At 65.5% G+C, this 22335-nt stretch carries 28 protein-coding genes; 6 read left to right on the plus strand and 22 right to left on the minus strand.

Going from position 1 to position 22335, the window contains the following annotated elements:
- The first annotated feature begins 55 nt into the window (after positions 1-55).
- The gene (locus DB31_RS44345; protein WP_052419595.1) at positions 56-631 is read left to right on the plus strand and encodes a hypothetical protein; all 576 of its coding nucleotides are present in this window, start codon (positions 56-58) and stop codon (positions 629-631) included.
- A gap of 261 nt (positions 632-892) precedes the next feature.
- Here DB31_RS44345 and DB31_RS00105 read toward each other — a convergent pair whose 3' ends face one another.
- A complete protein-coding gene (locus DB31_RS00105; RefSeq protein ID WP_044180449.1) occupies positions 893-2851 on the minus strand; it encodes an Ig-like domain-containing domain in 1959 nt (652 codons plus the stop codon).
- Positions 2852-2905: 54 nt separating this feature from the next.
- Positions 2906-3421 (minus strand): hypothetical protein, encoded by a 516-nt coding sequence (locus DB31_RS00110; RefSeq protein WP_044180451.1) that lies wholly within the window; start codon positions 3419-3421, stop codon positions 2906-2908.
- 102 nt (positions 3422-3523) lie between these two features.
- Here DB31_RS00110 and DB31_RS00115 point away from each other — a divergent pair, with 102 nt between their 5' ends.
- On the plus strand, positions 3524-4576 hold the full coding sequence (locus tag DB31_RS00115; protein ID WP_083967986.1) for a tetratricopeptide repeat protein: 1053 nt from the start codon (positions 3524-3526) through the stop codon (positions 4574-4576).
- A 53-nt stretch (positions 4577-4629) separates the two neighbouring features.
- Positions 4630-5754, plus strand: coding sequence for an FHA domain-containing protein (locus tag DB31_RS00120; protein ID WP_044180453.1), 1125 nt, complete (start codon positions 4630-4632; stop codon positions 5752-5754).
- Positions 5755-5874: 120 nt separating this feature from the next.
- On the opposite strand, the gene sctV is transcribed toward DB31_RS00120, so the two are convergent.
- Positions 5875-8007: a type III secretion system export apparatus subunit SctV gene (sctV, locus tag DB31_RS00125; protein ID WP_044180455.1), complete on the minus strand. Its 2133-nt coding sequence runs from the start codon at positions 8005-8007 to the stop codon at positions 5875-5877.
- A gap of 102 nt (positions 8008-8109) precedes the next feature.
- On the opposite strand from sctV, the gene DB31_RS00130 reads away from it, so the two are divergent.
- Entirely contained in the window at positions 8110-9057 is a 948-nt protein-coding gene (locus DB31_RS00130) for a methionyl-tRNA formyltransferase (RefSeq protein ID WP_044180457.1), read from the plus strand.
- Between the two features lie 17 nt (positions 9058-9074).
- Here the strand turns inward: DB31_RS00130 and DB31_RS00135 are convergent, their stop codons facing one another.
- The 3 genes from DB31_RS00135 to DB31_RS00145 form a co-directional block, all read right to left on the minus strand.
- Entirely contained in the window at positions 9075-9842 is a 768-nt protein-coding gene (locus DB31_RS00135; protein WP_157231688.1) for a hypothetical protein, read from the minus strand.
- Positions 9843-9878: 36 nt separating this feature from the next.
- Positions 9879-10346 (minus strand): tetratricopeptide repeat protein, encoded by a 468-nt coding sequence (locus tag DB31_RS00140; RefSeq protein ID WP_044180461.1) that lies wholly within the window; start codon positions 10344-10346, stop codon positions 9879-9881.
- A gap of 236 nt (positions 10347-10582) precedes the next feature.
- Positions 10583-10810: a hypothetical protein gene (locus tag DB31_RS00145; RefSeq protein WP_044180463.1), complete on the minus strand. Its 228-nt coding sequence runs from the start codon at positions 10808-10810 to the stop codon at positions 10583-10585.
- Positions 10811-11010: 200 nt separating this feature from the next.
- On the opposite strand from DB31_RS00145, the gene DB31_RS00150 reads away from it, so the two are divergent.
- Both DB31_RS00150 and DB31_RS00155 read left to right on the plus strand, forming a co-directional pair.
- Positions 11011-11622: a class I SAM-dependent methyltransferase gene (locus tag DB31_RS00150; protein ID WP_044180467.1), complete on the plus strand. Its 612-nt coding sequence runs from the start codon at positions 11011-11013 to the stop codon at positions 11620-11622.
- Between the two features lie 44 nt (positions 11623-11666).
- Entirely contained in the window at positions 11667-12239 is a 573-nt protein-coding gene (locus DB31_RS00155; protein ID WP_044180470.1) for a hypothetical protein, read from the plus strand.
- Positions 12240-12289: 50 nt separating this feature from the next.
- Here DB31_RS00155 and DB31_RS00160 read toward each other — a convergent pair whose 3' ends face one another.
- The 16 genes from DB31_RS00160 to DB31_RS00235 form a co-directional block, all read right to left on the minus strand.
- Complete coding sequence (locus DB31_RS00160) at positions 12290-12793, minus strand: tetratricopeptide repeat protein (protein WP_044180472.1); 504 nt, start codon at positions 12791-12793, stop codon at positions 12290-12292.
- Between the two features lie 88 nt (positions 12794-12881).
- Positions 12882-13991: a DUF1521 domain-containing protein gene (locus DB31_RS00165; RefSeq protein ID WP_083967935.1), complete on the minus strand. Its 1110-nt coding sequence runs from the start codon at positions 13989-13991 to the stop codon at positions 12882-12884.
- 306 nt (positions 13992-14297) lie between these two features.
- Positions 14298-14525, minus strand: coding sequence for a hypothetical protein (locus DB31_RS00170; protein ID WP_044180474.1), 228 nt, complete (start codon positions 14523-14525; stop codon positions 14298-14300).
- Positions 14526-14787: 262 nt separating this feature from the next.
- Positions 14788-15015, minus strand: coding sequence for a hypothetical protein (locus DB31_RS00175; RefSeq protein WP_044180463.1), 228 nt, complete (start codon positions 15013-15015; stop codon positions 14788-14790).
- A 262-nt stretch (positions 15016-15277) separates the two neighbouring features.
- Positions 15278-15505, minus strand: coding sequence for a hypothetical protein (locus DB31_RS00180; RefSeq protein WP_044180474.1), 228 nt, complete (start codon positions 15503-15505; stop codon positions 15278-15280).
- Between the two features lie 227 nt (positions 15506-15732).
- A complete protein-coding gene (locus DB31_RS00185) occupies positions 15733-15963 on the minus strand; it encodes a hypothetical protein (protein ID WP_044180477.1) in 231 nt (76 codons plus the stop codon).
- Between the two features lie 247 nt (positions 15964-16210).
- On the minus strand, positions 16211-16438 hold the full coding sequence (locus DB31_RS00190; RefSeq protein ID WP_044180463.1) for a hypothetical protein: 228 nt from the start codon (positions 16436-16438) through the stop codon (positions 16211-16213).
- 138 nt (positions 16439-16576) lie between these two features.
- Positions 16577-17212: a hypothetical protein gene (locus DB31_RS00195; protein WP_044180481.1), complete on the minus strand. Its 636-nt coding sequence runs from the start codon at positions 17210-17212 to the stop codon at positions 16577-16579.
- A gap of 137 nt (positions 17213-17349) precedes the next feature.
- The gene (locus DB31_RS00200; RefSeq protein ID WP_044180484.1) at positions 17350-17829 is read right to left on the minus strand and encodes a SycD/LcrH family type III secretion system chaperone; all 480 of its coding nucleotides are present in this window, start codon (positions 17827-17829) and stop codon (positions 17350-17352) included.
- A 1-nt stretch (position 17830) separates the two neighbouring features.
- Positions 17831-18307, minus strand: a complete 477-nt coding sequence (locus tag DB31_RS00205) for a hypothetical protein (protein WP_044180486.1) — start codon at positions 18305-18307, stop codon at positions 17831-17833.
- A gap of 44 nt (positions 18308-18351) precedes the next feature.
- Positions 18352-18636: an EscU/YscU/HrcU family type III secretion system export apparatus switch protein gene (locus DB31_RS00210; protein ID WP_044180490.1), complete on the minus strand. Its 285-nt coding sequence runs from the start codon at positions 18634-18636 to the stop codon at positions 18352-18354.
- A 33-nt stretch (positions 18637-18669) separates the two neighbouring features.
- Positions 18670-19731: a type III secretion system export apparatus subunit SctU gene (sctU, locus tag DB31_RS00215; RefSeq protein WP_044180493.1), complete on the minus strand. Its 1062-nt coding sequence runs from the start codon at positions 19729-19731 to the stop codon at positions 18670-18672.
- 15 nt (positions 19732-19746) lie between these two features.
- Positions 19747-20565 (minus strand): flagellar biosynthetic protein FliR, encoded by an 819-nt coding sequence (locus tag DB31_RS00220; RefSeq protein WP_044180495.1) that lies wholly within the window; start codon positions 20563-20565, stop codon positions 19747-19749.
- Positions 20562-20825, minus strand: a complete 264-nt coding sequence (gene fliQ, locus DB31_RS00225; protein WP_044180497.1) for a flagellar biosynthesis protein FliQ — start codon at positions 20823-20825, stop codon at positions 20562-20564. Before fliQ ends, DB31_RS00220 begins: the two co-directional genes overlap by 4 nt.
- 10 nt (positions 20826-20835) lie before the next feature.
- Positions 20836-21672 (minus strand): type III secretion system export apparatus subunit SctR, encoded by an 837-nt coding sequence (gene sctR / locus DB31_RS00230; protein ID WP_044180499.1) that lies wholly within the window; start codon positions 21670-21672, stop codon positions 20836-20838.
- Between the two features lie 11 nt (positions 21673-21683).
- Positions 21684-22319: a flagellar biosynthetic protein FliO gene (locus DB31_RS00235; RefSeq protein WP_240486448.1), complete on the minus strand. Its 636-nt coding sequence runs from the start codon at positions 22317-22319 to the stop codon at positions 21684-21686.
- Positions 22320-22335 lie beyond the last annotated feature (16 nt).

The following is a 22335-nucleotide window of genomic DNA, read 5'->3' on the forward strand; positions in this document are numbered from 1 at the left end:
CGGAACACCCACCCTTGCATGTCACACCCTGCCCCAGGGCAGAGGGAGGTCGAAAATGAGGAAGTCCATCGCAGCCATGTTCACCCTGGCGATAGCGCTCATCTCCACGGGAGTCAGCGCCCAGACACTCCAGGCCAATCAGGCCCTGATGGCGGGCCAGCAGATCTACTCCTCGAATGGGAATTACAAGCTCGTCCTGCAGGCCAGTGACGGGAACCTGGTCGTGTATCGCGTCAGCACCAACGCCGTGATCTGGGCCACGAATGTCCTCGGCAGTGTCAGCAGCAACACGGGCGCGGTCATGCAGACTGACCGGAACTTTGTTGTTTATGGAGACATCACAAATCCTGCCAGCTATCGCTGGAATTCTGGGACGGGCGCTGCTGTCGTGGACACCGCCGCCTACCTCAAGCTGGGGGATGATGGCTCTTTGACCATCTATTCGGGTGCTGGGCTGAAGGTCTGGAGCACGCCTGGGGAAGCGTGTCCTAACGGCGGCAGACTCGAATTGTATCCGGTGTGTGCTTACCCTGGGCCATTCCAACAAACCGTGCCGGTGCCTGCCTGCAATTGGTCCGAGGCCGCCGCCTCTGCAGCCAGCATGAATGGCTACGTGGGGCCTTGCCGATAGTCCCTCGATCTGCCCGGCGCCCACGCCGCGCCCCGGACCGCAGCAGCCTGTATGCCCGCAAAGGAATACTGGCTGCTCAAGGGGCGCAGCATCACTTGCATCAGAGTGCTGTCCCTGATTGATGCGGCCAGCGCAGCATCGCCTCGCAGCGCGCCTCGGCGGTGAGCTGACCGCCGGGCGCGCCGGATGAGGGCGCTAGACGGAGATCTCCTAATTGAAGATGTGGGAACTTGCTCCCTGCCCACTCTCAAGTCCCCGCTGTCAGTATTCCTGCTCGTAGACGAAGCGGAACTTCTGCTCCGTGAAGGGGCCGAACTTCACGTTCACGGTGGCATCCACGGACGTGGTGAACCGGGCCCGGTAGGTGAGCGCGGAGGGACAGGCCGGCTCGACAGCCGCGCGAGACACCTGGATGGGCGTGTTCGGGTTGGCCGGGTCGGACACGGTGACCTCCACGTTCCGGTTCATGAAGAGGAAGTGGCTCCGCCAGGGAATCTGCATCCGGTTGAAGCCCTCGAAGGGAGAACTACTGGAGGCGAAGGTCACCTCGTAGTGCCCGTGATTCGTGTCGGCACGCGGACTGGAGTTGGCGCTCACCGAGGCGAGCACGGAGGTCGGCGTCACGGTGAGGGCATGCGCGCAGGCATGATCGAGCAGCGCGTTGTCGGACAGCGTGGCAAAGTCGAGTCGGCCGTTGGAGCCCACCGCCCCGAGCGTGGTGTCGAGCGGATTGCCCGCCACATCCTTCAAGGACGTGAGGTCCAGGAAGTAGCCCGTGTTCCCGAGCAGCGGTAGCTGTCCGGAGGCCGCGGGGGTGATGGTGACCTTCAGCGTCCTCCCATCCGTGGACCACTCGCCGGCGATCGTGCGGAACGAGTTGGGGCTGCCCGATTCAGCCAAGCGCACGCTGTTCACCGAGCGATCCATCGGCTCGTTGAAGCCGAAGGTGAAGATCTTCCGGAGGGCCGTGGCCGGAGTGCCCCCCGTCGCGTAGACCTCGACGGGATAGACATCGGTGGTGCCATCCAGAACGTTGGAGCTGGAGACGTAGGGCTTGAGGGTGTCCGCGGCCACAGTGAAGTTGAGCGAGCCGTCCCCCAGGTAGGGCGCCGGATCGAACGGGTTGCCCGCCCGGTCCTTGAAGCCCGAGAGATCCACCTTCATGGTGGCCGTGGGGCGCAGCTTGAACTGCACGTCATACGTGGCGACGAAGCCGTCCGAGGACCAGCTCGGCGTCAGCAGCGTGCGGGTGCTGCGCTCCACATCCACCAGCTCGGCCTTGCCCACGCCCTGGGCGGTATCCATGGGCTCGCTGAAGGTGATCACCACGAAGCGCGTGCTGTCGTACGGCACACTCGTAGCGGCCTCGCGCGGAGAGCCCTCGCGCACCGTGGGGCGGATGAGGTCCGGCCCCGTGCCGAAGTCCAGCTTGCCGTCCCCCAGGTAGGGCGCGCCATCAAACGCCTTCAGGTTGGCGTTGCGGAAGTTGTCCAGCCGCACCGAGTAGAGCCCGTTGTTGACGAGCGGGCTGGTGATGGGCGCCTTGAGGGACTGGTTGCCCACCCAGGTATAGGCCCCCAGGCTCAGGCCGCCGCCCGGCACCAATGTCCCCACAGTGATGTCCATGGGCTGGTTGAAGTTGAGGGTGATCTCGTTGGTGGCCAGGGCCACGCTGCTGGCGCCCTCCGCGGGGATGGAGGTGGACACGGCCGGCGCCACGCCATCGCTCACCGTGAAGGAGAAGCTGCGCACGCCCTGCATGGGGTTGCCGAACGCGTCCGCGAAGTTGGCGATGCTCACCATCAGCGTCTTCCGGAGCGGCAGCCCCTGAGGGAACGCGAACCGCACCGTATGCACGGTGGGGTCCCAGTCCTGAGGGCTGGCCACCAGCACGCCGTTGTTCGGCAGGCCCGTGCCGGGGATGAGCTGCAGGGTGCCTCGGTTGGGCTGCATCGCCTCGTTGAACGTCACCTCGACCATCGTCTCCGGAGGCACGCCCGTGGCGTCCTTCTCCGGCTGATGGGTGATGACGACCGGCGGCTGCAGATCCACCGGCCCGGCGTCCGGCGGCCCGGCATCCGGTGGGCCCGCGTCCGGCAGGGGAGGAGGCGGCTGGGTCCCCGCATCTGGGACAGGCGGGGGATCATCCCCTCCACAGCCCGTGGACAGTGCCAGGGCGTGGAAGGCGGCGCACAGAACGAAGATGGAGAGACGGCGCATGGGGGTAGCACTCCTCGCGAACGGGCGGGGACGCTACCAGCAATGCCCCGCGCGTCAGAAGTAGGCCGCTGCGCCCACGGAGCCCGTGAGCGACGACTGCGTCTTCTCGTTGAGGGCGATGTAGAAGTTGTACTGCCCTCTCAATCCCAGGCTCACCGTATCCGTGACGAAGAAGTCGAAGCCCAGGTTGGGCCCGAGCCCCACGTACTGCCCGGTGGCCCCCTCGCGGAAGACCAGCAGGTAGCTCAGGTCCGTGCCCGCGTAGGGCCGGAAGGACTCCTCCATGAAGAGGTAGCGGATGCCGATGGACGGCGCCAGCGCCACCACCCGCTTGCCCGTACCCGGGTCCCTCGGGAAGGAGAGCTTCGTCAGCGACACCAGGTCGAAGCCGCTCTCGATGTAGTAGCTGCCGTCGAACCCGACGAAGAAGCCACCTTCGAGGCCGGCGGTGCGTTTGAAGTCCATATAGCCCAGGGACAACCCCAGGCTTCGGTTGGCGAACTGCGCATGGGCGGGGGCAGCCCCGAAGAGGACTGCGGCAAGACCAAGGGCACAGAGGAGCGTACGCATGGTGGCCGCGACTCTACCGGCGTAACCCATGGAAAACAGCTTGGATTTTGCATCATGGGGCCGTTGATCGTCCCACACTTCCTCCCCTACACTCGCGCCGCCATGCGCCTGACCCGAGTCCTCTGCGCCCTTCCCCTCGTCACCGCCGTCGCCTGCCTCTCCACGCCCCCCGTGCACGATCGGGCGCTGCTCAACAACGAGCTGTGCGTCCAGCAGCTCAACATCAATGACTTGGAGCGCGCCGAGGTCTACTGCGATCTGGGCCTGGAGTTCTCGCCCACGTACGCGGACCTGTGGGTGAACAAGGGCCTCATCAAGCTCAAGGCTGGCGACACGGGCAAGGCCAAGGAATTCTTCATCAAGGCGCTGCGCTACAACAACGAGCAGGCCCAGGCCTACCAGAACCTCGGCTACATCTACCTGCAGGAGGGCGCTTACGGGAAGGCGCACGACAACTTCCAGCGCGCCCTGAAGGTGAACCCGGACTATCTCGAGGCCCGCTACAACCTGGGCCTGGCCTACCTGAAGATGGAGAAGAACGAGCAGGCCAAGAAGGAGTTCCGCACCATCATCGCGGTGGACCCGAACATCGCGGACGCGCACCACAGCCTGGGCGTGCTGGCCTACAGCGAGGGCAAGTTCGAGGAGGCCGCCGAGCACATCGGCCGCGCCGTGCAGCTGTCTCCGGACGTGGCCTCCTTCTGGCACGACTACGGCGCCACCCTCATGGAGCTCGCCCGCTTCGCCGAGGCCAAGGACGCCTTCGCCACCTGCGTCACCCTGGACCAGAAGAACCCCCAGTGCCTCAACAACCTGGCCATTGCGCAGCGCAAGGCGGCCCTGACGGACTCGGCCTTCAAGGAGATCAAGGACACCAACACGGCGGAGAACACCCCCGCCTCGCTCTACGTGCTGGCCAAGCAGCAGGCCGAGCAGGGCCTGGTGGACCAGGAGGAGCGCACCTACAAGAAGTGTGTCCGGCTGGATGGCAAGTACGCTCCCTGCCACTACGGCCTCTTCAAGATCTACGCTGACGCGAAGAAGAAGGACGCCGCCACCATTGCCTGCAAGAACTTCCTCAAGTACGGCACCGCAGACGAGTTCCCCAGCGAGATTGAAACGTGCGAGAAGTACCTGAGCGACGGCACCTTCTGACCCTTTGACCTTCTGGTTCCTTCTCCCTTCCCCCTTCTCTTGATGCCCTGGCGATGAGCGTCCGGCTGACCGTCACCCAGCGCAGCGAGGCTGGCAGCTCTGCCAAGCCTGCGGAGCACGTCCTCGACGAGGCCTCCATCACCCTGGGCCGCGACAAGGGCTGCCAGGTGGTGCTCGCGCAGCAGGCCGTGTCCCGCAACCACGCGCGCATCTCCCAGGAGGGCAACCTCTTCTTCCTGGAGGATCTGGGCAGCGCCTACGGCACCCAGATCAACGGCAAGCCCCTGCCCAAGGGCGAGAAGCACCGCCTGCGCAACGGGGACGTCATCGCCATCGCGCAGTTCGACGTGACGTTCACCCACGTGGCGGACCTGCCCGTGGACAGCGGAGGGCGCTCGGACAAGACGTCCTTCGTGGCGCGCAGCCTGGTGAAGGACGCGGTGCGCGGCATCAAGAGCGGCGAGGGCCCCTACTTCCGGGTCATGAATGGCCCTCGAGAGAGCGAGCGCATCGAGATCAGCGACGCCCAGGAGCTCATCATCGGGCGTGACGAGACGGCCGACGTCGTCTTCAAGGATGACCTCATCTCCCGGCGGCACGTGAAGATCCGGCGCGACTGGGCCGGCACTCACGTGGAGGACCTGGGCAGCCGCAACGGCATCAAGGTCAACAAGAAGAAGATCAACCGCAAGACGCTCAAGGACAGCGACGAGCTCGAGGTGGGCAACATCCGCCTGCTCTACGTGGACCCCTCGGACTTGCCCGAGCCCGCGGTGGACATTCCGGACTCTCCCGTCGATGACGGAGGCGGGGACGACGACGACGACGAGCACACGCAGAGCATCCCCGCGGGCCGCGTCGGCTCCCGGCGCGCCAAGCCCAAGGAAGAGGAGCCGCCCCAGGAGGAGCCGCCCAAGGAAGAGCCGCCCCAGGAGGAACCTCCCAAGGAGGAGGCCGCTCCGGAGCCCGCTCCCGAGCCTCCTGCGCCCGAGCCCGAGCCCGAGCCCGAGCAACCCCGTCCCATCCCCCAGAGGTCCTACGCCGCCAGCGTGGACGATGACGGTGGCGGGGGCGGCGGCGGCGGGTTCGACAAGCAGAAGATGGTGCCCCTGGTGGTAATGGGTGTGTTCGCCCTGTTCGCCATCGGCCTGATCATCGCGGTGCTGGCCGGAGCCTGAGCAGACGCTCCAGCCGCACGAGCCCCCCTCAGCCTCTCCCCTCCCCCACGAACGAAAAAGCCCCCTCTGCCGGAGCAGAGAGGGCCTTTGCCGGGGCTCCCCGAAGGGAGGGGCCTGCGGCTAGCGCGTGGAGATGCGGGCCACGGGCTGGATGTTGAGGTCCGGAGCGAGCTCCTGGTAGCTGAGCACGGAGAACGGCGGGTTGAACTCGAACTCGAGCAGCTTGCGGACGTAGCGCCGGATGTCCATGGCGGTGAGGATGACGGGGCGCTGCGCGCTGGGCGGCAGGTGGCCACACTCGGACTTGACGGCCTGGACGATCTCCTGGGCCAGCTCCGGCTCCAGGGCCAGGTGGGTGCCCGCCGAGGTGCGCTTGATGGAGCCGCGGATGGCCTCCTCGATCTGCGGATCCAGCAGGTAGACGACCAGGGTGCCGGTACCGCGCGCGTACTTGTGCGAGATGTACCGCCGCAGCGAGGCGCGCACGTGCTCGGTGAGCATCACGTTGTCGGCCTCCACTTGGCCGTACTCGGCCAGGGACTGGAGGATGCCGCGCAAGTCGCGCACGGAGATCTCCTCCTCCACGAGCCGCTGGAGGATGTCCGTGAGCTTGAGCACGTTGACGACCTTCGGCACCACCTCTTTGACGATGGCGGGGAAGGCCTTCTCCAGCTGGTCCAGCATCGTCTGCGACTCCTGGACGCCCACGAACTCGCGGGCGTTGCGGCGCAGGATGGCGGCCAAGTGGAGGATGATGTAGCCGGGCACGTCCCAGGTGGTGAGGCCGGCGGACTCCAGCGTCTCCTTGTGCTGCTCAGGGACCCAGGCGGCGGGCTGGCGGGTGGCCGGGTTGATGGCCTCGAAGCCCTGGATGTTCATCAACTTCAGGCGGTCCACCGTGTCGTTCACGAGCACGTGGCCCAGCGTGGCCTGGCCAGTGACGACAGGCACCTCGTTGATCTGGATCTGGTAAGCGCCGGGCGGGAGGCTCGAGTTACCGCGGGCACGCACGCCCGGGAAACGCACGCCGAGCTCCACGAAGAGGCCGTCGCGCATGAACGGGATGAGCTCGAAGAGGAACTTCCCGTTGTCCTGGCGCGAGTCCACGTAGGGCACCAGCGCGTCGCTCACCTCCAGAACAATCGGAGTGACGACGGGGACGAAGAGCTCGGAGTCCGGGTTGATGGGCTCCTTGGGCGCGGGCTCGGTGGCGGCGGGGGTGCCGTTATCCGAGGTGGTGGTAGGAGCCAGGCCGCCGCCGCCCTCCTCCGCCACCGTCTCCTCCTGCTGCTTCTTGAGCATCTTCCAGGCGCCGAAGGCCGCGCCGCCGCCCAGCACCGTGAAGGGGATGCCGGGCAGACCGGGGATGATGGCCATCACCAGGAGCATGCCACCTGCGATGGCGATGGCCTTCGGGTACGCGGTCAGCTGCGTGCCCACGTCCTTGCCGAGGTGGTTACCCTCCTCCTCGCCGCCCACGCGCGTCACGATGATACCGGCGCAGGTGGAGATGAGGATGGCGGGGATCATGCCCACCAGACCGTCACCGATGGTGAGCAGCGCGTACTTCTGCGCGGCCGCGCCCACGTCCATGCCCTTCTGCATCACACCGATGATGAGGCCACCGACGATGTTGATGACGGTGATGATGATGGAGGCAATCGCGTCGCCCTTGACGAACTTCATGGCGCCGTCCATGGCGCCGAACAGCTGGCTCTCGCGCTCCAGGTCGCGGCGCTTCTTCTTGCCCACCTCCAGATCGATGGAGCCGGCGCGGAGGTCCGCGTCGATGGACATCTGCTTGCCGGGCATGGCGTCCAGGGTGAAGCGGGCGGCCACTTCGGCCACGCGCTCCGAGCCCTTGGAGATCACGATGAAGTTCACCACCGTGAGGATGACGAAGATGATGGCACCGACGACGAAGTTGCCCTGAACCACGAACTTACCGAAGGCGACCACCACCTCACCCGGATCGCCCGTGAGCAGAATCAGGCGTGTGGTGGAGATGGTGAGCGACAGCCGGTACATCGTGGTGATCAGCAGCAGCGTCGGGAACACCGACAGCTGGAGCGCCGCTGGCACGTAGAGCGAGATGAGCAGCAGCACCACCGAGATGCTGATGTTGAGCGTCAGCAGCACGTCCAACAGGTGGGTGGGCAGCGGGACGATCATCATCCCGACGATGGCCACCACGACCAGCGCGAGGACGATATCGGAGTACTTGGACAGGAAGCTGTTCGGATTGGCTGACATCGGCGGGGCCATCCTAGTCTGCCGTGGTGCCCAGGCCCAAGCCCCCGTGCCGGACCCTCCGTCCCCCCCCGTCACCGGACTGTTTGTGGTAGGACTGCGGCAATGGTGCCCGAACCGCCCTCGCCCACCCGTGGCCCTGTCCCCACGTATGGCTGGCGCGTCGCGTTGTTGACCAGCTCCTCAGACGTGGTGCACCTCATCTCCGAGGCCATGCGCGCTCGGAACCACGAGCTGGTGGCGGTGGTCCTCCCCTGCGGCCCGGATGGGCTCCGGCCCCAGAACGCCCTTGCCTGGTCGCTCATGCACCATGCAGTCCAGGCCTCGCCTCCTCTGGCCGATGTGCTGGTGGCCAGCCGAAGGGACCGGCTCGCGCCGCTGCTGCAGTCGGTGAAGCCGGACCTGCTCATCAGCTTCTTCTTCCCGTGGCGGATCCCCTCGGAGGCGCTGGCGGTGCCGTCGCTGGGCGCCGTCAACCTCCACCCCTCGCTGCTGCCTCGCTACCGCGGCCCCAATCCGCTGGGCTGGACCCTGCGCAACGATGAACCGGAGATGGGCCTGAGCATCCACCGGATGGACGCTCAGTTCGACACCGGGCCGGTGCTGGCACAGGCGCGGCGCCCCATCAGCGACTCGGACACGGTGGAGAGCCTCTTCGAGCAGCAGATGAACATGGCCTGGGAGCTGCTCCCGGAGATGATCACCCGCGTGGCGTGGGGCGACGTGGGCGAGGCGCAGCCGGAAGCCCAGGCCACCCAAGCGGGCCACTTCGAGCCCGCTTACCGAGAGCTGGACTGGAGCCAGCCCGCGCGCGCGATCCACGTCCAGGTGAGAGCCTGCCGAGTTGCCTCGTGGCGAGGGGGCAAGCCCTCCTACGCCTACGGCCAGCTCGGCGGGCGGAAGCTCCACGTGCTGAGCACCCGTCTGGCGGAGAGCGGCGGCACGACGACAGCAGCTCCCGGCACGGTCCTCGCGCGCGACGGCGAGACGCTTCTCATGCAGTGTGGAGACGCGCCCCTCTGGGTGCTCCAGACGGAGCCCTTCCAGGCCTGAGCTCCGCGAGGAGCGCCTCAGCGCCGCTTGCGCTCCTGCTCCTCCTCGACCTGCTCCAGGAGATACTGGGCGCGCTGGACCAGGGGACTGCCAGCGGTTCCGGCATCCAGCACCGTGTGCAGATCCTCCACCGCCAGCAGGAGGTCGCCGCGCCACATGCGGGCCTCGCCCCTGCACACCCGGGCCATGAGGTCCATGGCGTCCAGAGAGAGCGCCTCCTCGAAGAAGACGAGGGCCTTGTCCGTGGAGCCCTGCGCCATATAGGTGGCGCCCAGCTGGGTGAACACGGGACCGGTGGCCACGCCCATCGTCACCAGCCGCTCCAGGATGAGCTGGGCCTCCTCGAGCTGGTCCTCGGTGATGAGGCGGCGCGCTGTGGCCAGGCGCTCGGCGACGGAGCCTTGGGCAGGCTGTGCCCCCGCGGGCGTCTTCTCCCGGGCCCCCGAGCCCTTCCGAGGCGAGCGGGCCGAAGCCCTCCTCCCAAAGGACGCTTCTTCGGCCTTCTCGGAGACGGCGGCCCGGCTCTTGGGCCGGGGCCCGAGCGGCGAGCTCTGCGCGGGCTGCGCGGCGGCGCCCCCCAACCGGGGCTCGATGGGAATCTCGGGCAGCGTGGGGTGCTCCGCCATCGACGCTCTGGGAATCTCGGGCACCGTGGGGTGCTCGGCCATGGACACTTCGCTCGGGCGCTGGGCAGGGGTCCCCCCGCGCACGGAGCGCTTCTCGAAGTGGTGGATCTTCACGGGGGCAGGGGGTGATTTCCTGCCCGACCCCTGAGAGTTGGCCATGGTTCCTTCAGGCGCCGGGCGACCAGCGCCGGCGGCCTACTTCTTCAATTCCGCGGGCGCGCTGCGCTGGGCGGCTTCGATGGTCTCGATGGCCGCGGCGGCCAGCAGGCGCGCTCGCATGGTGAGCGGATCCTTGTTCTCCGGATCCAGATCGACCGCTCGGGCAAAGTCCTGAGCGGCCTCCATGATGTTGCCCAGGCGCAGGTGCACCTCGCCCCGGTTGACCAGCGCCGCCGAGTCCTTCGGGTTGAGCTTCAGCGCCTCGTCAAAGGCCTCCAAGGCCGCATCCAGCTCGTCCTCGGCCAGATAGATGGCGCCCAGGGCGGTCCGGTAATAGGCCTCCAGGGGGTCCTGCTGCGCCAGCTCCTCGAAAATGAGCCGAGCCTCTGGATAGTCGCCCTCCTCATAGAGGCGGAAGCCCTCCATGGCCCGCTCGAGCAACTCGGGGGAGGACAACGTATTCGCCTCCTCGTTTGCGACCATCGCCTTGGATTCCGTCGTCATCTGCGCGGGTACCTGGGGTAGGAGCGCCGCTGCGGGCTGTCACCGAGCGGCCGGAGTCTAGCCCGCAGGCGCGCCAACAACCAAGGAGGGTGATCAATCCAAGAGGGCCCCCTCCCGATGCCCAGGGGGCCCGGGGGGGGCCCCTGAAACGAAACCGGCCCCGCGGAAGGACCCTGGCTCCAGGTCCTCGCGAGGCCGGCTCCGGCCTACTGCCCAGACGGCTGCCTGGCTTACAACTACACCGCCAGGTTCTGGATGACGCTCTTGCTCATCTCGTGCAGCGCCTTCATCATCGTCGTCGCCAGCTGCACCATCTCCTGCATCCGCTGCATCTCGGACTGAACCTTCAGAAGGTTCTTCTGCTCCGCGGGGATGTTCTGGTTGTCGATCCACGAGTTCATCGTGCCGACGTTGCTGTTGATGGTGCCAGAGAAGTTGTTGAAAACGCCACCGAGGCTGGACATGACGAACTCCTTGAGACGGACGGGGTAGGGAGGGTGAACCGCGAAGCAGCTTACACCTGGATTATCGGTTCTGGGCAGAGGGAGTTTCCTGGAATTTTCCGGATCATTTCCAGGCATTGAAGCGTCCCCTCCCCTGCCTGGCCTACCCCCTGCCACTCATGAACTGCCGCAGGGCCCTACCTGAACTAGGATGGGGGGACATGGACCTCTCCCAGGCGAAGGACATCTTCCAGCGGCTCTACCAGGACCTGTCGGGTTACGAGACGGCCCAGCGGGAGAAGGAGCGGTTGGGACGGGGGGATCAGTCCACCACCTATGGAGAGATCCTCCCCGAGAGCTTCGTGGAGCTGATGGCTGCGGCCTCCCCCACCGAGGGTGACGTGTTCATTGATCTGGGCTCCGGCACGGGCAAGGCGACCTTCATGGCGGCCCTCAGCTTTCCGCTCAGCAAGTCCATGGGGGTGGAGCTGCTCCCTGGGCTGGGGGATCTGGCGCGCGAGCGGCTGGCCGTCTACGACTCCGAGTTCCGTCCCCACCTGCCCGAGCAGCACCAGCGCCAGCGCATCGAGTTCATCGACGGAGACCTGACGGAGCAGGATCTCTCGGGCGTGGACATCGTCTTCGCGCACGCCACCTGCTTCCCGCCGGAGCTGATCGCCCAGCTGGGCAAGAAGCTCGAGGAACTCAAGCCGGGGGCCCGGGTCATTGTCGCGGGGAACACGCTCAACACGCCGGCCCTCAAGTTCCTCGCCATGAAGATCATGAGGGCGGATTGGGGCACGGCCCTCACCGCGATATACCAGCGCACTTGACCTCAACCCACCGCCACACCGAGTGGCCACCCAGGAGAGAGCCCATGCGAAGCGCTTCCCTGTCCCGTCTGCTGACCGCCGCCTGTACGGTGGCGATGCTCGGCGCCTGCAACGGTAACTCTGGAGGTACGGGAGGTCCGGGAGGCGACGGGAATCCCAACACCAACACGCCCAAGTCGCCCCCGCCCCAGGCGCTCCAGGGCCAGTGGCTCAACGGCACCATCTCTCCTCTGTGGTTCTGGGATGAGAACTCGCAGATGGTGCAGAACGGCGGCGGCACGGCCGCGTACTTCGTCTTCAAGCCCGACGGCAGCTACGAGGAGTTCCTCTATGCCAGCTTCACCAGCGGCGGCTCCTGCCGCTACCTGAGCTGGAGCTCCACGGAGGGCACGGCCACCTTCGAGGACGGCACCTTCCACATCTACCCGACCAAGGGGCGCTCGAAGTACTCGGACTGCACCCACGGCAGCGACTTCGACAAGTCGCTCAGCGCGGATGAGCTGAAGAAGGCCCAGAAAGTCTACTACTGGAAGTTCCAGGCGCAGGCGGACGGCACGTCGCAGCTGATGATGGGGCCCAACGAGACGAGCCTGAGCGTCTTCCAGAAGGCGCCGTAGCCGCGGTGCTCCAGGGTTGAGCACCGCGGCCACATGCGCGCGGTGCTCCCCTACTCCTCGAGGGCCTCGTCGGCCTTCTTCTGCAGCATGGCCAGGGTGGCGCGGGCGCGCTTGGTGGTGTCGCGCTTGGCCTCCGGGTCCAGCTTCAGGGCAGCGAGGATGTCCTTGAGGGCATCCTCGAGCTTGCCCTCTTGCAGGTACAGCTCGCTGCGGCCCACCAGCGCATCCACGTTGGCGATGTTGAGCCGCAGGGAGGTGGTGTACTCCTCCAAGGCCTCGGGGAGCTGCTTGAGCTGGTGGTACGCGAACGCCAGATTCACGTGGAAGACGCTGTCATAGGGCGAGGCGGCCACCAGCCCCAGGAAGATGTCGCGCGCCTTCTCCAGATCGCCCCGCTTGAGCATGTTGTTGCCCATGGTCGCGATCTCATACAGCTGCTTCTGCGAGAGCCCCAGGTACTGCGCGGGGGTGATGTCTCCGGCGACGAGCATCTCGCCGAGCTCCTCCTTGCTGGGAGCCTTGGCGCTGCCGGGCTTCTGCGGCGTGTCACTCATGGTTCACCTGGACAAAAAGGCGGGAGGAAGGCGCAGTGGGTTGCGCTCTCCTCCCGCCCGGGAATGAGATGGATTCAGCCTAGCTCAATTACGCCGTGAAGGTGTTGCGGAACGGCTGCACGGCCTTGCTGAGGTGATCCAGGCCGCGGAACAGGTGCAGCATGCGGCCGATGGAGTCGAAGTCCTTGCCGAGGCGCTCCTGGCGGCGGTTCAGCCAGCTGCCGGGCCCGGGGCGCGCGGTCAGGCCGCCGTCCTGCTCGTGGCGGCGCGACAGCTGCTCGGCCAGCTTGGACAGGCCCTTGAACACATCCGACAGGCCCTTGAACACGTCGCGCATCTGCTTCAGCAGCGCGTCGGCGCCCTGCTGCGCGCCCGACGGCTGGGTGGTCGGGGTGCCCGGAGCCAGATCCTTGCCCAGCTTGAAGGACTCGCCGCCGTTGTTGCTGCCGACGATCTCCTTGCCCGTGAAGGACCAGTCATCGGTCTCCTTGCCCATCACGAACACGTCCTTGCCACCGAAGTCGTTGACGTGCTGGAAGCCGTCGTGGGTGACCTGGCCGGTCTTGCCCTTGCCCTTGTCGATGTCCGTCACCTGCACGCGGTCGTTGCCGGAGATGATGTCCAGGCCGCCGGTCACCGTCATGCCGTTGCCGTAGGGCTTGGTGGTGACGTTGATACGGGTGCCGTCGCCCAGCACGAAGGTGCTGTCCTTCTTGAAGTCCCACTTGCCGCCGTCGCCCTCGGCCACGTGCGGGTCGCCCCAGATCTTCGTCTCCTTGCCGTCCGGACCGGAGATCTTCCAGTCGAACTGGCCGAGCTGCTCGATCTTGTAGCCGCCGGGGGTGGTCACCACGCCGTTGGAGCTCGTCTGCAGGCTGCCCTGGGGGTGCGAGCCCTGCGAGGGGTTCGGGGTCTCAGGACCCACCGCCATCTTCCACAGGTCGTCCAGCGAGCGGGGGCCCGTGGAGGACGGAGGAACGAAGCCGGTGTTGCCGCCGGCCGCAGTGCCCGGCGAGGTGGCGCCGGGGGGAACGAAGCCGGTGTTGCCCGTGGCCGCGGTGCTCGGGGCCTGCGCGGAGGCGGCCTTGATCAGCTGCGCCTCGAGCTTGTTGAGCTTGCCCTCGAGGGTGCTCAGCTGGGAGCTGAGGGTGTTGAGAGGATTGGCTCCGATACCCACAGGCTTCGACGTGATCGACATGATTACTATCCTTTTTGGTTAAAGCGCCGCGGCCGCCCCTCCGAGAGGGAGAAGCGCTGCCGCCCAGCGCATTTCTTACTATGAGTATCGGCCCATCCGCTTCAGAGTTTCGTGGCGATTTTCACCAACATTATCGGTCGCTTGACCGATGCACTGCCAGCTCCACCCGAGCGCAGATAGGCACACAAAGTCGCACCCGAGCGGTCGGATCGCGCGCTCGAAGCCCAAAACGAAACCGGCCCCGCGGAAGGACCTGAGGTCCTCGCGAGGCCGGCTCCGAACTGCTCTGTAGCGCCTACCCGGCTATCACACCGCCAGGTTCTGGATGACGCTCTTGCTCATCTCGTGCAGCGCCTTCATCATCGTCGTCGCCAGCTGCACCATCTCCTGCATCCGCTGCATCTCAGCCTGAACCTTCAGAAGGTTCTTCTGCTCCGCGGGGATGTTCTGGTTGTCGATCCACGAGTTCATCGTGCCGACGTTGCTGTTGATGGTGCCAGAGAAGTTGTTGAAAACGCCGCCGAGGCTGGACATGTGCGACTCCTTGAGACGGATGGGGTAGGAAGGGTGAACCGCGAAGCAGCTTACACCTGGATTATCGGTTCTGGGCAGAGGGAGTTTCCTGGAATTTTCCGGATCATTTCCTACCTCCCGGATCCCCTCGAGTCGCCTGAGCCTCTGAGCCCAGTTCGGCGCCCGCGGGCTCCTGCGGCGCCAAAACGAAACCGGCCCCGCGGAAGGACCTGAGGTCCTCGCGAGGCCGGCTCCGAGCTGCTCTGTAGCGCCTACCCGGCTATCACACCGCCAGGTTCTGGATGACGCTCTTGCTCATCTCGTGCAGCGCCTTCATCATCGTCGTCGCCAGCTGCACCATCTCCTGCATCCGCTGCATCTCGGACTGAACCTTCAGAAGGTTCTTCTGCTCCGCGGGGATGTTCTGGTTGTCGATCCACGAGTTCATCGTGCCGACGTTGCTGTTGATGGTGCCAGAGAAGTTGTTGAAAACGCCGCCGAGGCTGGACATGTGTGACTCCTGAGAGTGGGAAATTCGTTTGGGGAAGGGAAAGTAACTGCCTGACAAGCTGATTATCGGGCCAGCCCTGCCGGAGTTTCCTGCGACTTTTCCGGATCATTTCCTACCTCCCGGATCCCCGAGTCGCCTGAGCCTCTGAGCCCAGCTCAGCTCCCGGGGGCTCCCCAGGCCCCAAAACGAAACCGGCCCCGCGGAAGGACCTGAGGTCCTCGCGAGGCCGGCTCCGAACTGCTCTGTAGCGCCTACCCGGCTATCACACCGCCAGGTTCTGGATGACGCTCTTGCTCATCTCGTGCAGCGCCTTCATCATCGTCGTCGCCAGCTGCACCATCTCCTGCATCCGCTGCATCTCAGCCTGAACCTTCAGAAGGTTCTTCTGCTCCGCGGGGATGTTCTGGTTGTCGATCCACGAGTTCATCGTGCCGACGTTGCTGTTGATGGTGCCAGAGAAGTTGTTGAAAACACCGCCGAGGCTGGACATGTGCGACTCCTTGAGAAAGCAGGGTGGGTGGGAGCGGCCGACAGCAGCCGCCTGACAAAATGATTCTCGTGCCCACTCAGGAAAAGTTTCCTGGGGACTTTCTGGATCATTTTTCTGAGCCCAGCCGCCTGGAGTTTCCGGCTCCCGCAACAAAACCGGCCTCGCGGAAGGACCTGAGGTCCTCGCGAGGCCGGCTCCGCACTCCCCTGAAGCGACTGCCGGAGGAATTACACCGACAGGTTCTGGATGGTGCTCTTGCTCATCTCGTGCAGCGCCTTCATCAGCGTGGTGGCCAGCTGGGTCATCTCCTGCATCCGCTGCATCTCGGACTGAACCTTCAGCAGGTTCTTCTGCTCCGCCGGGATGTTCTGGTTGTCAATCCACGAGTTCATCGTGTTGACGTTGCTGTTGATGGTGCCCTGGAACTGGTTGAAGACGCCCTGCAGTGCCTGCGACATGATTGACTCCGTATATGAGTGATCCGCCAGTCAGTGGCGGCTATGACTTCCTTGCCCTGATTATCGGAGTCACCACCCCCGAGTTGCTTGGGGATTTTCGGAATCATTTCGCCGCCAGTGCGAGCTCCGGAGCCGGTGGCGCGGAGGCCTGGAGGCCCTCGAGGCCCAAAACGAAACCGGCCCCGCGGAAGGACCTGAGGTCCTCGCGAGGCCGGCTCCGAACTGCTCTGTAGCGCCTACCCGGCTATCACACCGCCAGGTTCTGGATGACGCTCTTGCTCATCTCGTGCAGCGCCTTCATCATCGTCGTCGCCAGCTGCACCATCTCCTGCATCCGCTGCATCTCGGACTGAACCTTCAGAAGGTTCTTCTGCTCCGCAGGGATGTTCTGGTTGTCGATCCACGAGTTCATCGTGCCGACGTTGCTGTTGATGGTGCCAGAGAAGTTGTTGAAAACGCCGCCGAGGCTGGACATGTGTGACTCCTGAGAGTGGGAAATTCGTTTGGGGGAAGCGAAAGTAACCGCCTGACAGCCTGATTATCGGACCCACACCGCCGGAGTTTCCTCCGGTTTTCCAGGATCATTTCCTGGTCGGCCAAGTCCTTGAAATCACTAGCCCTTCAGCTTGCCGATGGAGGGGTTCTTCATCCAGGTCTTGAAGGACTCGAGCTGCTGCTGCTCGGACTTGGGCTCCTGGGCAGCCGGGGCCTTGGGGGGCGCGGCCGTCTCCGGGTTGAGCGTCATCTTGCTGGGCTTGGAGCCACCCCCCTCAAAACCATCCTGCGCCTTCTTGGCGCCAGGGGCCACGGGAGCCGCAGGGGCCGCAGGGGCCGCGACGCCGCCGGCCACGTTCGGAACCTGGACGCCCTCGAGGAGCGACGGGCCCATGATCTTCTCGGGGATCTTCACGCCCTCGGGCAGCTGCATCTGGCCGGTGAAGCCGAAGGCCACCAGACGCTTCTGCATGTACTCCACGCACTGCATGATGATGGCCGGGGGCGGCAGGACGGGATCCTTCATGAAGCGCATGAAGGCGTCCTTCACGTCCTGGTAGATCTGCATGTCGAACGGCGAGCCCGGGCGCGTGTGCAGCATCAGCTCGTGGAACTTGCGCAGCAGGGGCTGCGCGGTGCCGGTGGCCGCCTTGGCCTGCTTCTCGACCTCGGGAATCAGCCGCTCACGCTCTGCCGCCAGCTCGGGCGGCTCGGGGGGAAACTGCGGGGCATTGGGGTTCTTCGCGTTCGACATGAGGCGGGCTCCTCCCGGGGTAGGGGTGCGCTAAATCTACACGATTGCCCCATGCTAACAGCAAAGGGGATTCCCCGATCAAGCTTACGGCTGGGAGTTTACGCGTCTTTGCCCTGCCCCGGCCCTACCGGAGAGGCTCAGCGGCGACCCGTGAGCGAGGAAATCATCGCATTGGCCTTCCGAGTCACCGGGTCATCCTCCGCAGCCAGCGAGGCGGCGCGGCGCAGATCCTCGATGGCCTGCGACTTCTGGCCCATGGTGAGCTTCACCTCGGCGCGGCCCACGTAGGCCTGGGCATCGTCCGAGGCCAGCTTGATGGCCACGTCATAGGCGGCCAGCGCGCCCTGGGCGTTGCCCGCGGCCAGCTCCACCACCCCGAGCGCCTTGGCGAAGTACGGATCCGTGGGGTTCACCGCGTAGAGCCCCTGGAAGAGCGTCCGCGCCTCGTTCACCCGGCCCTGGTGGAAGAAGAAGTAGGCCGTCTTGGCGATGGCGTAGAGCTCATCGTCTGAGTAGCCGCGCACGTCGCGCAGGGTCGCCTTGCCGTCCGCCCACTTCTGCAGGGCCGCGACGAGCTTCGCCTCTTCCTGGGGGCTGTTGGGGTCCGCAGCCATGATGCTAGTAGCCCTCGTCCTTCTGCTCCTCGCGGATGCGGCGCATGATCTCCTGCACCTCGGAGTTCACCTGGCCCACCAGCGTCAGCATCTGCGACTCGCGCTGGAGCAGGGCCTTGAGCCGCTCCATGCGATCCGGCGGCGCGTTGATGCGCGACAGGCCACGCTCCATGAGCCGGCGCTGATCATTCTCCCCACGCTCGGCCACGCTCTCCAGCTGGGGCCGGTCCGAGAAGCCCTCGAGCGGCGCGTCATTCTGACGAGGATTGGCCGGGGTGGGCAGCCGCAGCTCCTCGGAGGAGTGCGCCGGACCGATGAAGTCCAGCAGCGCCGCCGAGGCAAGCGCCGGGTTCTTCGGGTTGCCGGTCTTCTTGGTGTTCTTGCGGTTGAGCTGCGTGCGATCGACAAGCCGCTCACGGACGCTGCGGGGACCACCCCAGGGCCACAGCGGCGCAGGGGGTTGATTGTTGATCTTCGCCATGGTTGTGCAACCTCACTCCAGAACAGGGCCGTTCGTCCAGTCCCCTACTTCTTGGCGCCGCTCGCCTGCTGCTCCTGCTGCAGGGCGTAAACGAAGTTCAGCACCTCGGCCACCGCGTCATACAGCTCCTCGGGGACTTCCTGGCCCACGTCGACGCGGTAGAGCGCATTGGCCAGGGGGAGATTCTTCATGATGGGGATGTTGTACTGCTTGGCAATCTCGCGGATTTTCTCCGCCTTGAGGCGCATCCCCTTGGCCACGACCCGAGGCGCGCCGTCCTTCTCCTTGTCGTACTTCAGCGCGATCGCGATCTCCGTCTCGTCGTTCATGGCTGCCCTGGATGATACCCCGGCCGGGCCCCGCTAGGCGCGGGCCGGGGAGCCCTCTTTCAGGCCGTAGACGAAGTTCAGCACCTCGGCCACCGCGTCATACAGCTCCTCGGGGATGTCCTGGCCCACGTCCACCCGGAGCAGCGCGTGCGCCAACGGCACGTTGCGCAGCAGGGGCACGTCGGCGGCCTTGGCCAGCGCCTTGATCTGCTCGGCCTTGGAGTCCAGGCCCTTGGCGAGCACCCGGGGCGCGCCGTCCTTCTCCCGGTCGTACTTGAGCGCCACGGCGACGTGGTCCGGGTTGGTGACGATCACGTCGGCGCCCTTCACGGACTCCATCTGAGCGCTCTCCATGATCTCCTGGTGCATCTGCTTGCGGTGCGCCTTGTGGTGCGGATCGCCCTCGCTCTCCTTGTATTCCTTCTTCACCTCGTCCTTCGACATCATCATGTCCTTCATGTAGGACTTTCGCTGCCACCAGATGTCGAAGATGGAGAAGAGCAGGAAGATGAGGCCGATCTTGAAGGCGACGCGGTAGACCATCTCCCCCATCACCCCCATGATCCCCGGCACGTCCATGCGCACCGTCTGGACCACCATGCCCATGCCGTCGCGGATGACGCCGAAGATGACGTAGCCCGCGACGCTGATCTTGGCCAGGTTCTTGATCAGCTCCACGGCCGTCTTCTTGGAGAACATGTTCTTGAGGCCCTGGATGGGATTCAGCTTCTCCAGCTTGGGCATCAAGGGGTCCAGGGTGAAGAGCGAGCCCACCTGGAGGAACTCGGCCAGCCCGGCCACCACCGCGCAGGCGCCGATGACGGGTGCCACCAGCGTGAGCACCGCGCTCAAGCCCATCTCCATCAGATGGAAGGTGGCGATCTGCAGCGAGTCCGGCTTCGACATCTGATCGAACGAGTAGCGGAAGAGGATCGTCACCTTCTCTTCGATGTTGCCCCAGGTGGCCTTGACGGCGCCCAGCCCCACGAGCAGCACGAACACGCCCGTCAGGTCCTTGCTCTTCCAGACCTGGCCCTTCTTGCGTGAGTCCTGCAGCTTCTTTTGTGTGGGTTCTTCTGTCTTCTCGTCGGACATGGCGGGCGCCGGGTGTCAGCTGAGGAGTCTGATGGCGTGCTTCAGGATCGCCAGCATGGAGGCGAACTCGTCCTGGAAGCGCCCGATGATCATCTGAATGGAGATACCGAAGATGATGGCGGCCACCATGGGCTTGATGGCCATGGCGATGAAGAAGACCTGGAGGTTGGTCGCCACACGGTTGATGGCGCCCATGCCCAGGTCCGTCAGGAAGGTGGCCAGCACGACGGGCGCCGACAGGATGAGGGAGATCCTCAGGAGGTCCGCGAAGACGCGGATCGACACCTCGAAGAAGGGCCAAAGTCCGGCGCTGAACCGGGGGAAGCCGTCCAGTGGGACGGCGACGAAGCTGTCGGCCAGGGCCTCGATGACGACGTGGTGCCCGTTGAGCGTGAGGAAGAGCACCACGGCCAGCTGCGTCTTCAAGTTGGAGTAGAGCGTCACCTGCTGGCCGAGCTGGGGCACGTAGAGCTGGGCGTTGTTGCTGCCCATCATGGTGTCCGCCAGGTTTCCTGCCACGCGGGCCGCGTCGAAGATGGCGCTGACGATGAACGCCAGCGACATGCCGATGAAGATCTCCTTGAGCAGCAGCGCGATGTAGGGCAGCGGTTGGCTGGGGATGGTCCCCATCCGCTGCGCCACGAGGGGGAACATCACGATCGACAAGGTGATGCCGACGCCCATCTTCACTTCCGTGGGCGTGACCTCTCCGCCGAGGAACGGCGAGAAGATGATCACCGGCAGGACCCGGCACATGATCAGGCCCACGGCGAAGATGATGAGCTGGATGTTGGCCTGCTCGGCCAACTTCGCGATCGCTTCCGAGGCGTTCATCGAATGATGGCGGGGAACCGGTCGAAGACGTGGAAGGTGAAGCGCACGAGCTGGTGGCCGATCCACGGGCCCACCATGGCCAGCGTGACGAAGACAATGACCATCTTCGGCGCGAAGGTGAGCGTCTGCTCCTGGATCTGCGTCGTGGCCTGGAACAGGGCGATGATGAAGCCCACCAGGAGGCTGATGATGACAGGCGGCGCCGAGGCGACGAGCACCAGGAAGAGCGCCTGCTGAGTGATGACCGTCAGTTGGTGCATGGCGTTCCTCCTACAGGTACCCGATGACCAGGCCCTTGGCGATCAAGTACCAGCCGTCGACCAAGACGAAGAGTAAGAGCTTGAAGGGCATGGAGATGGTGGTGGGTGACAACATGTGCATGCCGAGCGCGAGCAGGATGTTGGCCACCACCATGTCGATGACAATGAAGGGCACGAAGAGCAGGAAGCCGATCTGGAAGGCCTCCTTGAGCTCGGACACGACGAAGGCCGGGATGATGATCATGAAGTCCCGGTCGCCCACGTCCTTGCGATCCTCCTCCTTGCGCATCTTCTTGGCCAGGTGGAAGAAGAGCGCCCGGTCCTTGTCCTTGACCTTCTTGATGAGGAAGTCGCGCAGGGGCTCCTTGGCGCGATCCGCGGCGGCCAGCATGGTGCCCACGGTCTCCGAGGAGAGCAGCCCGGGCCCCTTCGCCCAGATGTCCACCTGGGCCGCCTTGTACATGTTCTGGCCGATGGGGGCCATGATGTAGACGGTGAGGATGATGGCCAGGCCGGTGATGACCTGGGTGGGCGGGATCTGCTGGGTGCCCAGCGCCGAGCGGACGATGGAGAGCACCACCGAGATCTTCACGAAGCTGGTCACCATCATCAGCACGAAGGGGACGAGCGACAGCGCCGCCAGCGCCAGGATGAGGATCAGCGGCCGCGAGGTGAATGACTCGCTGTTCGTCACCGACTGCACGGCGTTGGCGGGGAGCGGCTCCTCCGTGGCGACGGCGCTGCCCCTCTTGGCGGCGAAGGCAACAGCCGGCTGCAGGGCGACAGCGGCGGCATACAGCCAGGGAGTGGCACGGGACAGGGACTGGCGCAAGGACGAGGGTCTCACGAGAGCAATCTTCAGGAGCGCGGCGGCGTGGAGCCGGTGCGGCGGGAGAGGAGCTTCTGGAGGAAGGGGCTCAAAGGCACGACGTTGGAGGGCTGGGGGCGCTCGGCCTGGATGCGATCGACCGCCTGGGTGTCGAGCTTCGACAGCAACTGGAGGCCGCCCTCGCCGCTGCCGACCAGGAGGTACTCGTCCGCGGCCTTCAGCACGAAGAGGGTGCGGCGCTGATCGAGCGGCACCCGCTCCACCACAGACACCAGCGACTGGCTCCGGCGGCCCATCGGGCCCTGCAGCCCCATCAGCTTGCGCAGGCCCACGTTGAGCGTCAGGTAGATGCTCAGCAGCACCGTGCCCAGCAGCAGCAGCGTGCGCGCGAGCACCCAACCGAGGTTCTCGGGCTCCGCACTGGCGGTGTCCTCGGCCGCGAACGGATCCGGCAAGTCACTGCCAGGAGCCGCCACGGCGGGAGCAGCCGGAGCCGGGGCGGGAACCTGGGCAGCAGGCTGCTCAGGGGCAGGCGCCGCGACGGGCGCCGCCGTGGGAGCGGGCACGGCAGCCGAAGCCTCCGCGAGGGCAAGCGGCGGCGCGAGCAAGAGGCAGGCACAGGCCAGCAGGGACCAGCGCGGGTTCGATAGGAGGGAGGCCACCATGACTGGGAGCGAGGCT

Source organism: Hyalangium minutum, from assembly GCF_000737315.1.
GTDB classification, from domain to species: domain Bacteria; phylum Myxococcota; class Myxococcia; order Myxococcales; family Myxococcaceae; genus Hyalangium; species Hyalangium minutum.

What these genes read in the sequence shown, in the direction of transcription:
- DB31_RS44345 (WP_052419595.1), top strand. Translation starts at nt 56, where the DNA reads ATGAGGAAGTCCATCGCAGCCATGTTCACCCTGGCGATAGCGCTCATC.
- DB31_RS00105 (WP_044180449.1), bottom strand. Translation starts at nt 2,851, where the DNA reads ATGCGCCGTCTCTCCATCTTCGTTCTGTGCGCCGCCTTCCACGCCCTG.
- DB31_RS00110 (WP_044180451.1), bottom strand. Translation starts at nt 3,421, where the DNA reads ATGCGTACGCTCCTCTGTGCCCTTGGTCTTGCCGCAGTCCTCTTCGGG.
- DB31_RS00115 (WP_083967986.1), top strand. Translation starts at nt 3,524, where the DNA reads ATGCGCCTGACCCGAGTCCTCTGCGCCCTTCCCCTCGTCACCGCCGTC.
- DB31_RS00120 (WP_044180453.1), top strand. Translation starts at nt 4,630, where the DNA reads ATGAGCGTCCGGCTGACCGTCACCCAGCGCAGCGAGGCTGGCAGCTCT.
- sctV (WP_044180455.1), bottom strand. Translation starts at nt 8,007, where the DNA reads ATGTCAGCCAATCCGAACAGCTTCCTGTCCAAGTACTCCGATATCGTC.
- DB31_RS00130 (WP_044180457.1), top strand. Translation starts at nt 8,110, where the DNA reads ATGGTGCCCGAACCGCCCTCGCCCACCCGTGGCCCTGTCCCCACGTAT.
- DB31_RS00135 (WP_157231688.1), bottom strand. Translation starts at nt 9,842, where the DNA reads ATGGCCAACTCTCAGGGGTCGGGCAGGAAATCACCCCCTGCCCCCGTG.
- DB31_RS00140 (WP_044180461.1), bottom strand. Translation starts at nt 10,346, where the DNA reads ATGACGACGGAATCCAAGGCGATGGTCGCAAACGAGGAGGCGAATACG.
- DB31_RS00145 (WP_044180463.1), bottom strand. Translation starts at nt 10,810, where the DNA reads ATGTCCAGCCTCGGTGGCGTTTTCAACAACTTCTCTGGCACCATCAAC.
- DB31_RS00150 (WP_044180467.1), top strand. Translation starts at nt 11,011, where the DNA reads ATGGACCTCTCCCAGGCGAAGGACATCTTCCAGCGGCTCTACCAGGAC.
- DB31_RS00155 (WP_044180470.1), top strand. Translation starts at nt 11,667, where the DNA reads ATGCGAAGCGCTTCCCTGTCCCGTCTGCTGACCGCCGCCTGTACGGTG.
- DB31_RS00160 (WP_044180472.1), bottom strand. Translation starts at nt 12,793, where the DNA reads ATGAGTGACACGCCGCAGAAGCCCGGCAGCGCCAAGGCTCCCAGCAAG.
- DB31_RS00165 (WP_083967935.1), bottom strand. Translation starts at nt 13,991, where the DNA reads ATGTCGATCACGTCGAAGCCTGTGGGTATCGGAGCCAATCCTCTCAAC.
- DB31_RS00170 (WP_044180474.1), bottom strand. Translation starts at nt 14,525, where the DNA reads ATGTCCAGCCTCGGCGGCGTTTTCAACAACTTCTCTGGCACCATCAAC.
- DB31_RS00175 (WP_044180463.1), bottom strand. Translation starts at nt 15,015, where the DNA reads ATGTCCAGCCTCGGCGGCGTTTTCAACAACTTCTCTGGCACCATCAAC.
- DB31_RS00180 (WP_044180474.1), bottom strand. Translation starts at nt 15,505, where the DNA reads ATGTCCAGCCTCGGCGGTGTTTTCAACAACTTCTCTGGCACCATCAAC.
- DB31_RS00185 (WP_044180477.1), bottom strand. Translation starts at nt 15,963, where the DNA reads ATGTCGCAGGCACTGCAGGGCGTCTTCAACCAGTTCCAGGGCACCATC.
- DB31_RS00190 (WP_044180463.1), bottom strand. Translation starts at nt 16,438, where the DNA reads ATGTCCAGCCTCGGCGGCGTTTTCAACAACTTCTCTGGCACCATCAAC.
- DB31_RS00195 (WP_044180481.1), bottom strand. Translation starts at nt 17,212, where the DNA reads ATGTCGAACGCGAAGAACCCCAATGCCCCGCAGTTTCCCCCCGAGCCG.
- DB31_RS00205 (WP_044180486.1), bottom strand. Translation starts at nt 18,307, where the DNA reads ATGGCGAAGATCAACAATCAACCCCCTGCGCCGCTGTGGCCCTGGGGT.
- DB31_RS00210 (WP_044180490.1), bottom strand. Translation starts at nt 18,636, where the DNA reads ATGAACGACGAGACGGAGATCGCGATCGCGCTGAAGTACGACAAGGAG.
- sctU (WP_044180493.1), bottom strand. Translation starts at nt 19,731, where the DNA reads ATGTCCGACGAGAAGACAGAAGAACCCACACAAAAGAAGCTGCAGGAC.
- DB31_RS00220 (WP_044180495.1), bottom strand. Translation starts at nt 20,565, where the DNA reads ATGAACGCCTCGGAAGCGATCGCGAAGTTGGCCGAGCAGGCCAACATC.
- fliQ (WP_044180497.1), bottom strand. Translation starts at nt 20,825, where the DNA reads ATGCACCAACTGACGGTCATCACTCAGCAGGCGCTCTTCCTGGTGCTC.
- DB31_RS00235 (WP_240486448.1), bottom strand. Translation starts at nt 22,319, where the DNA reads ATGGTGGCCTCCCTCCTATCGAACCCGCGCTGGTCCCTGCTGGCCTGT.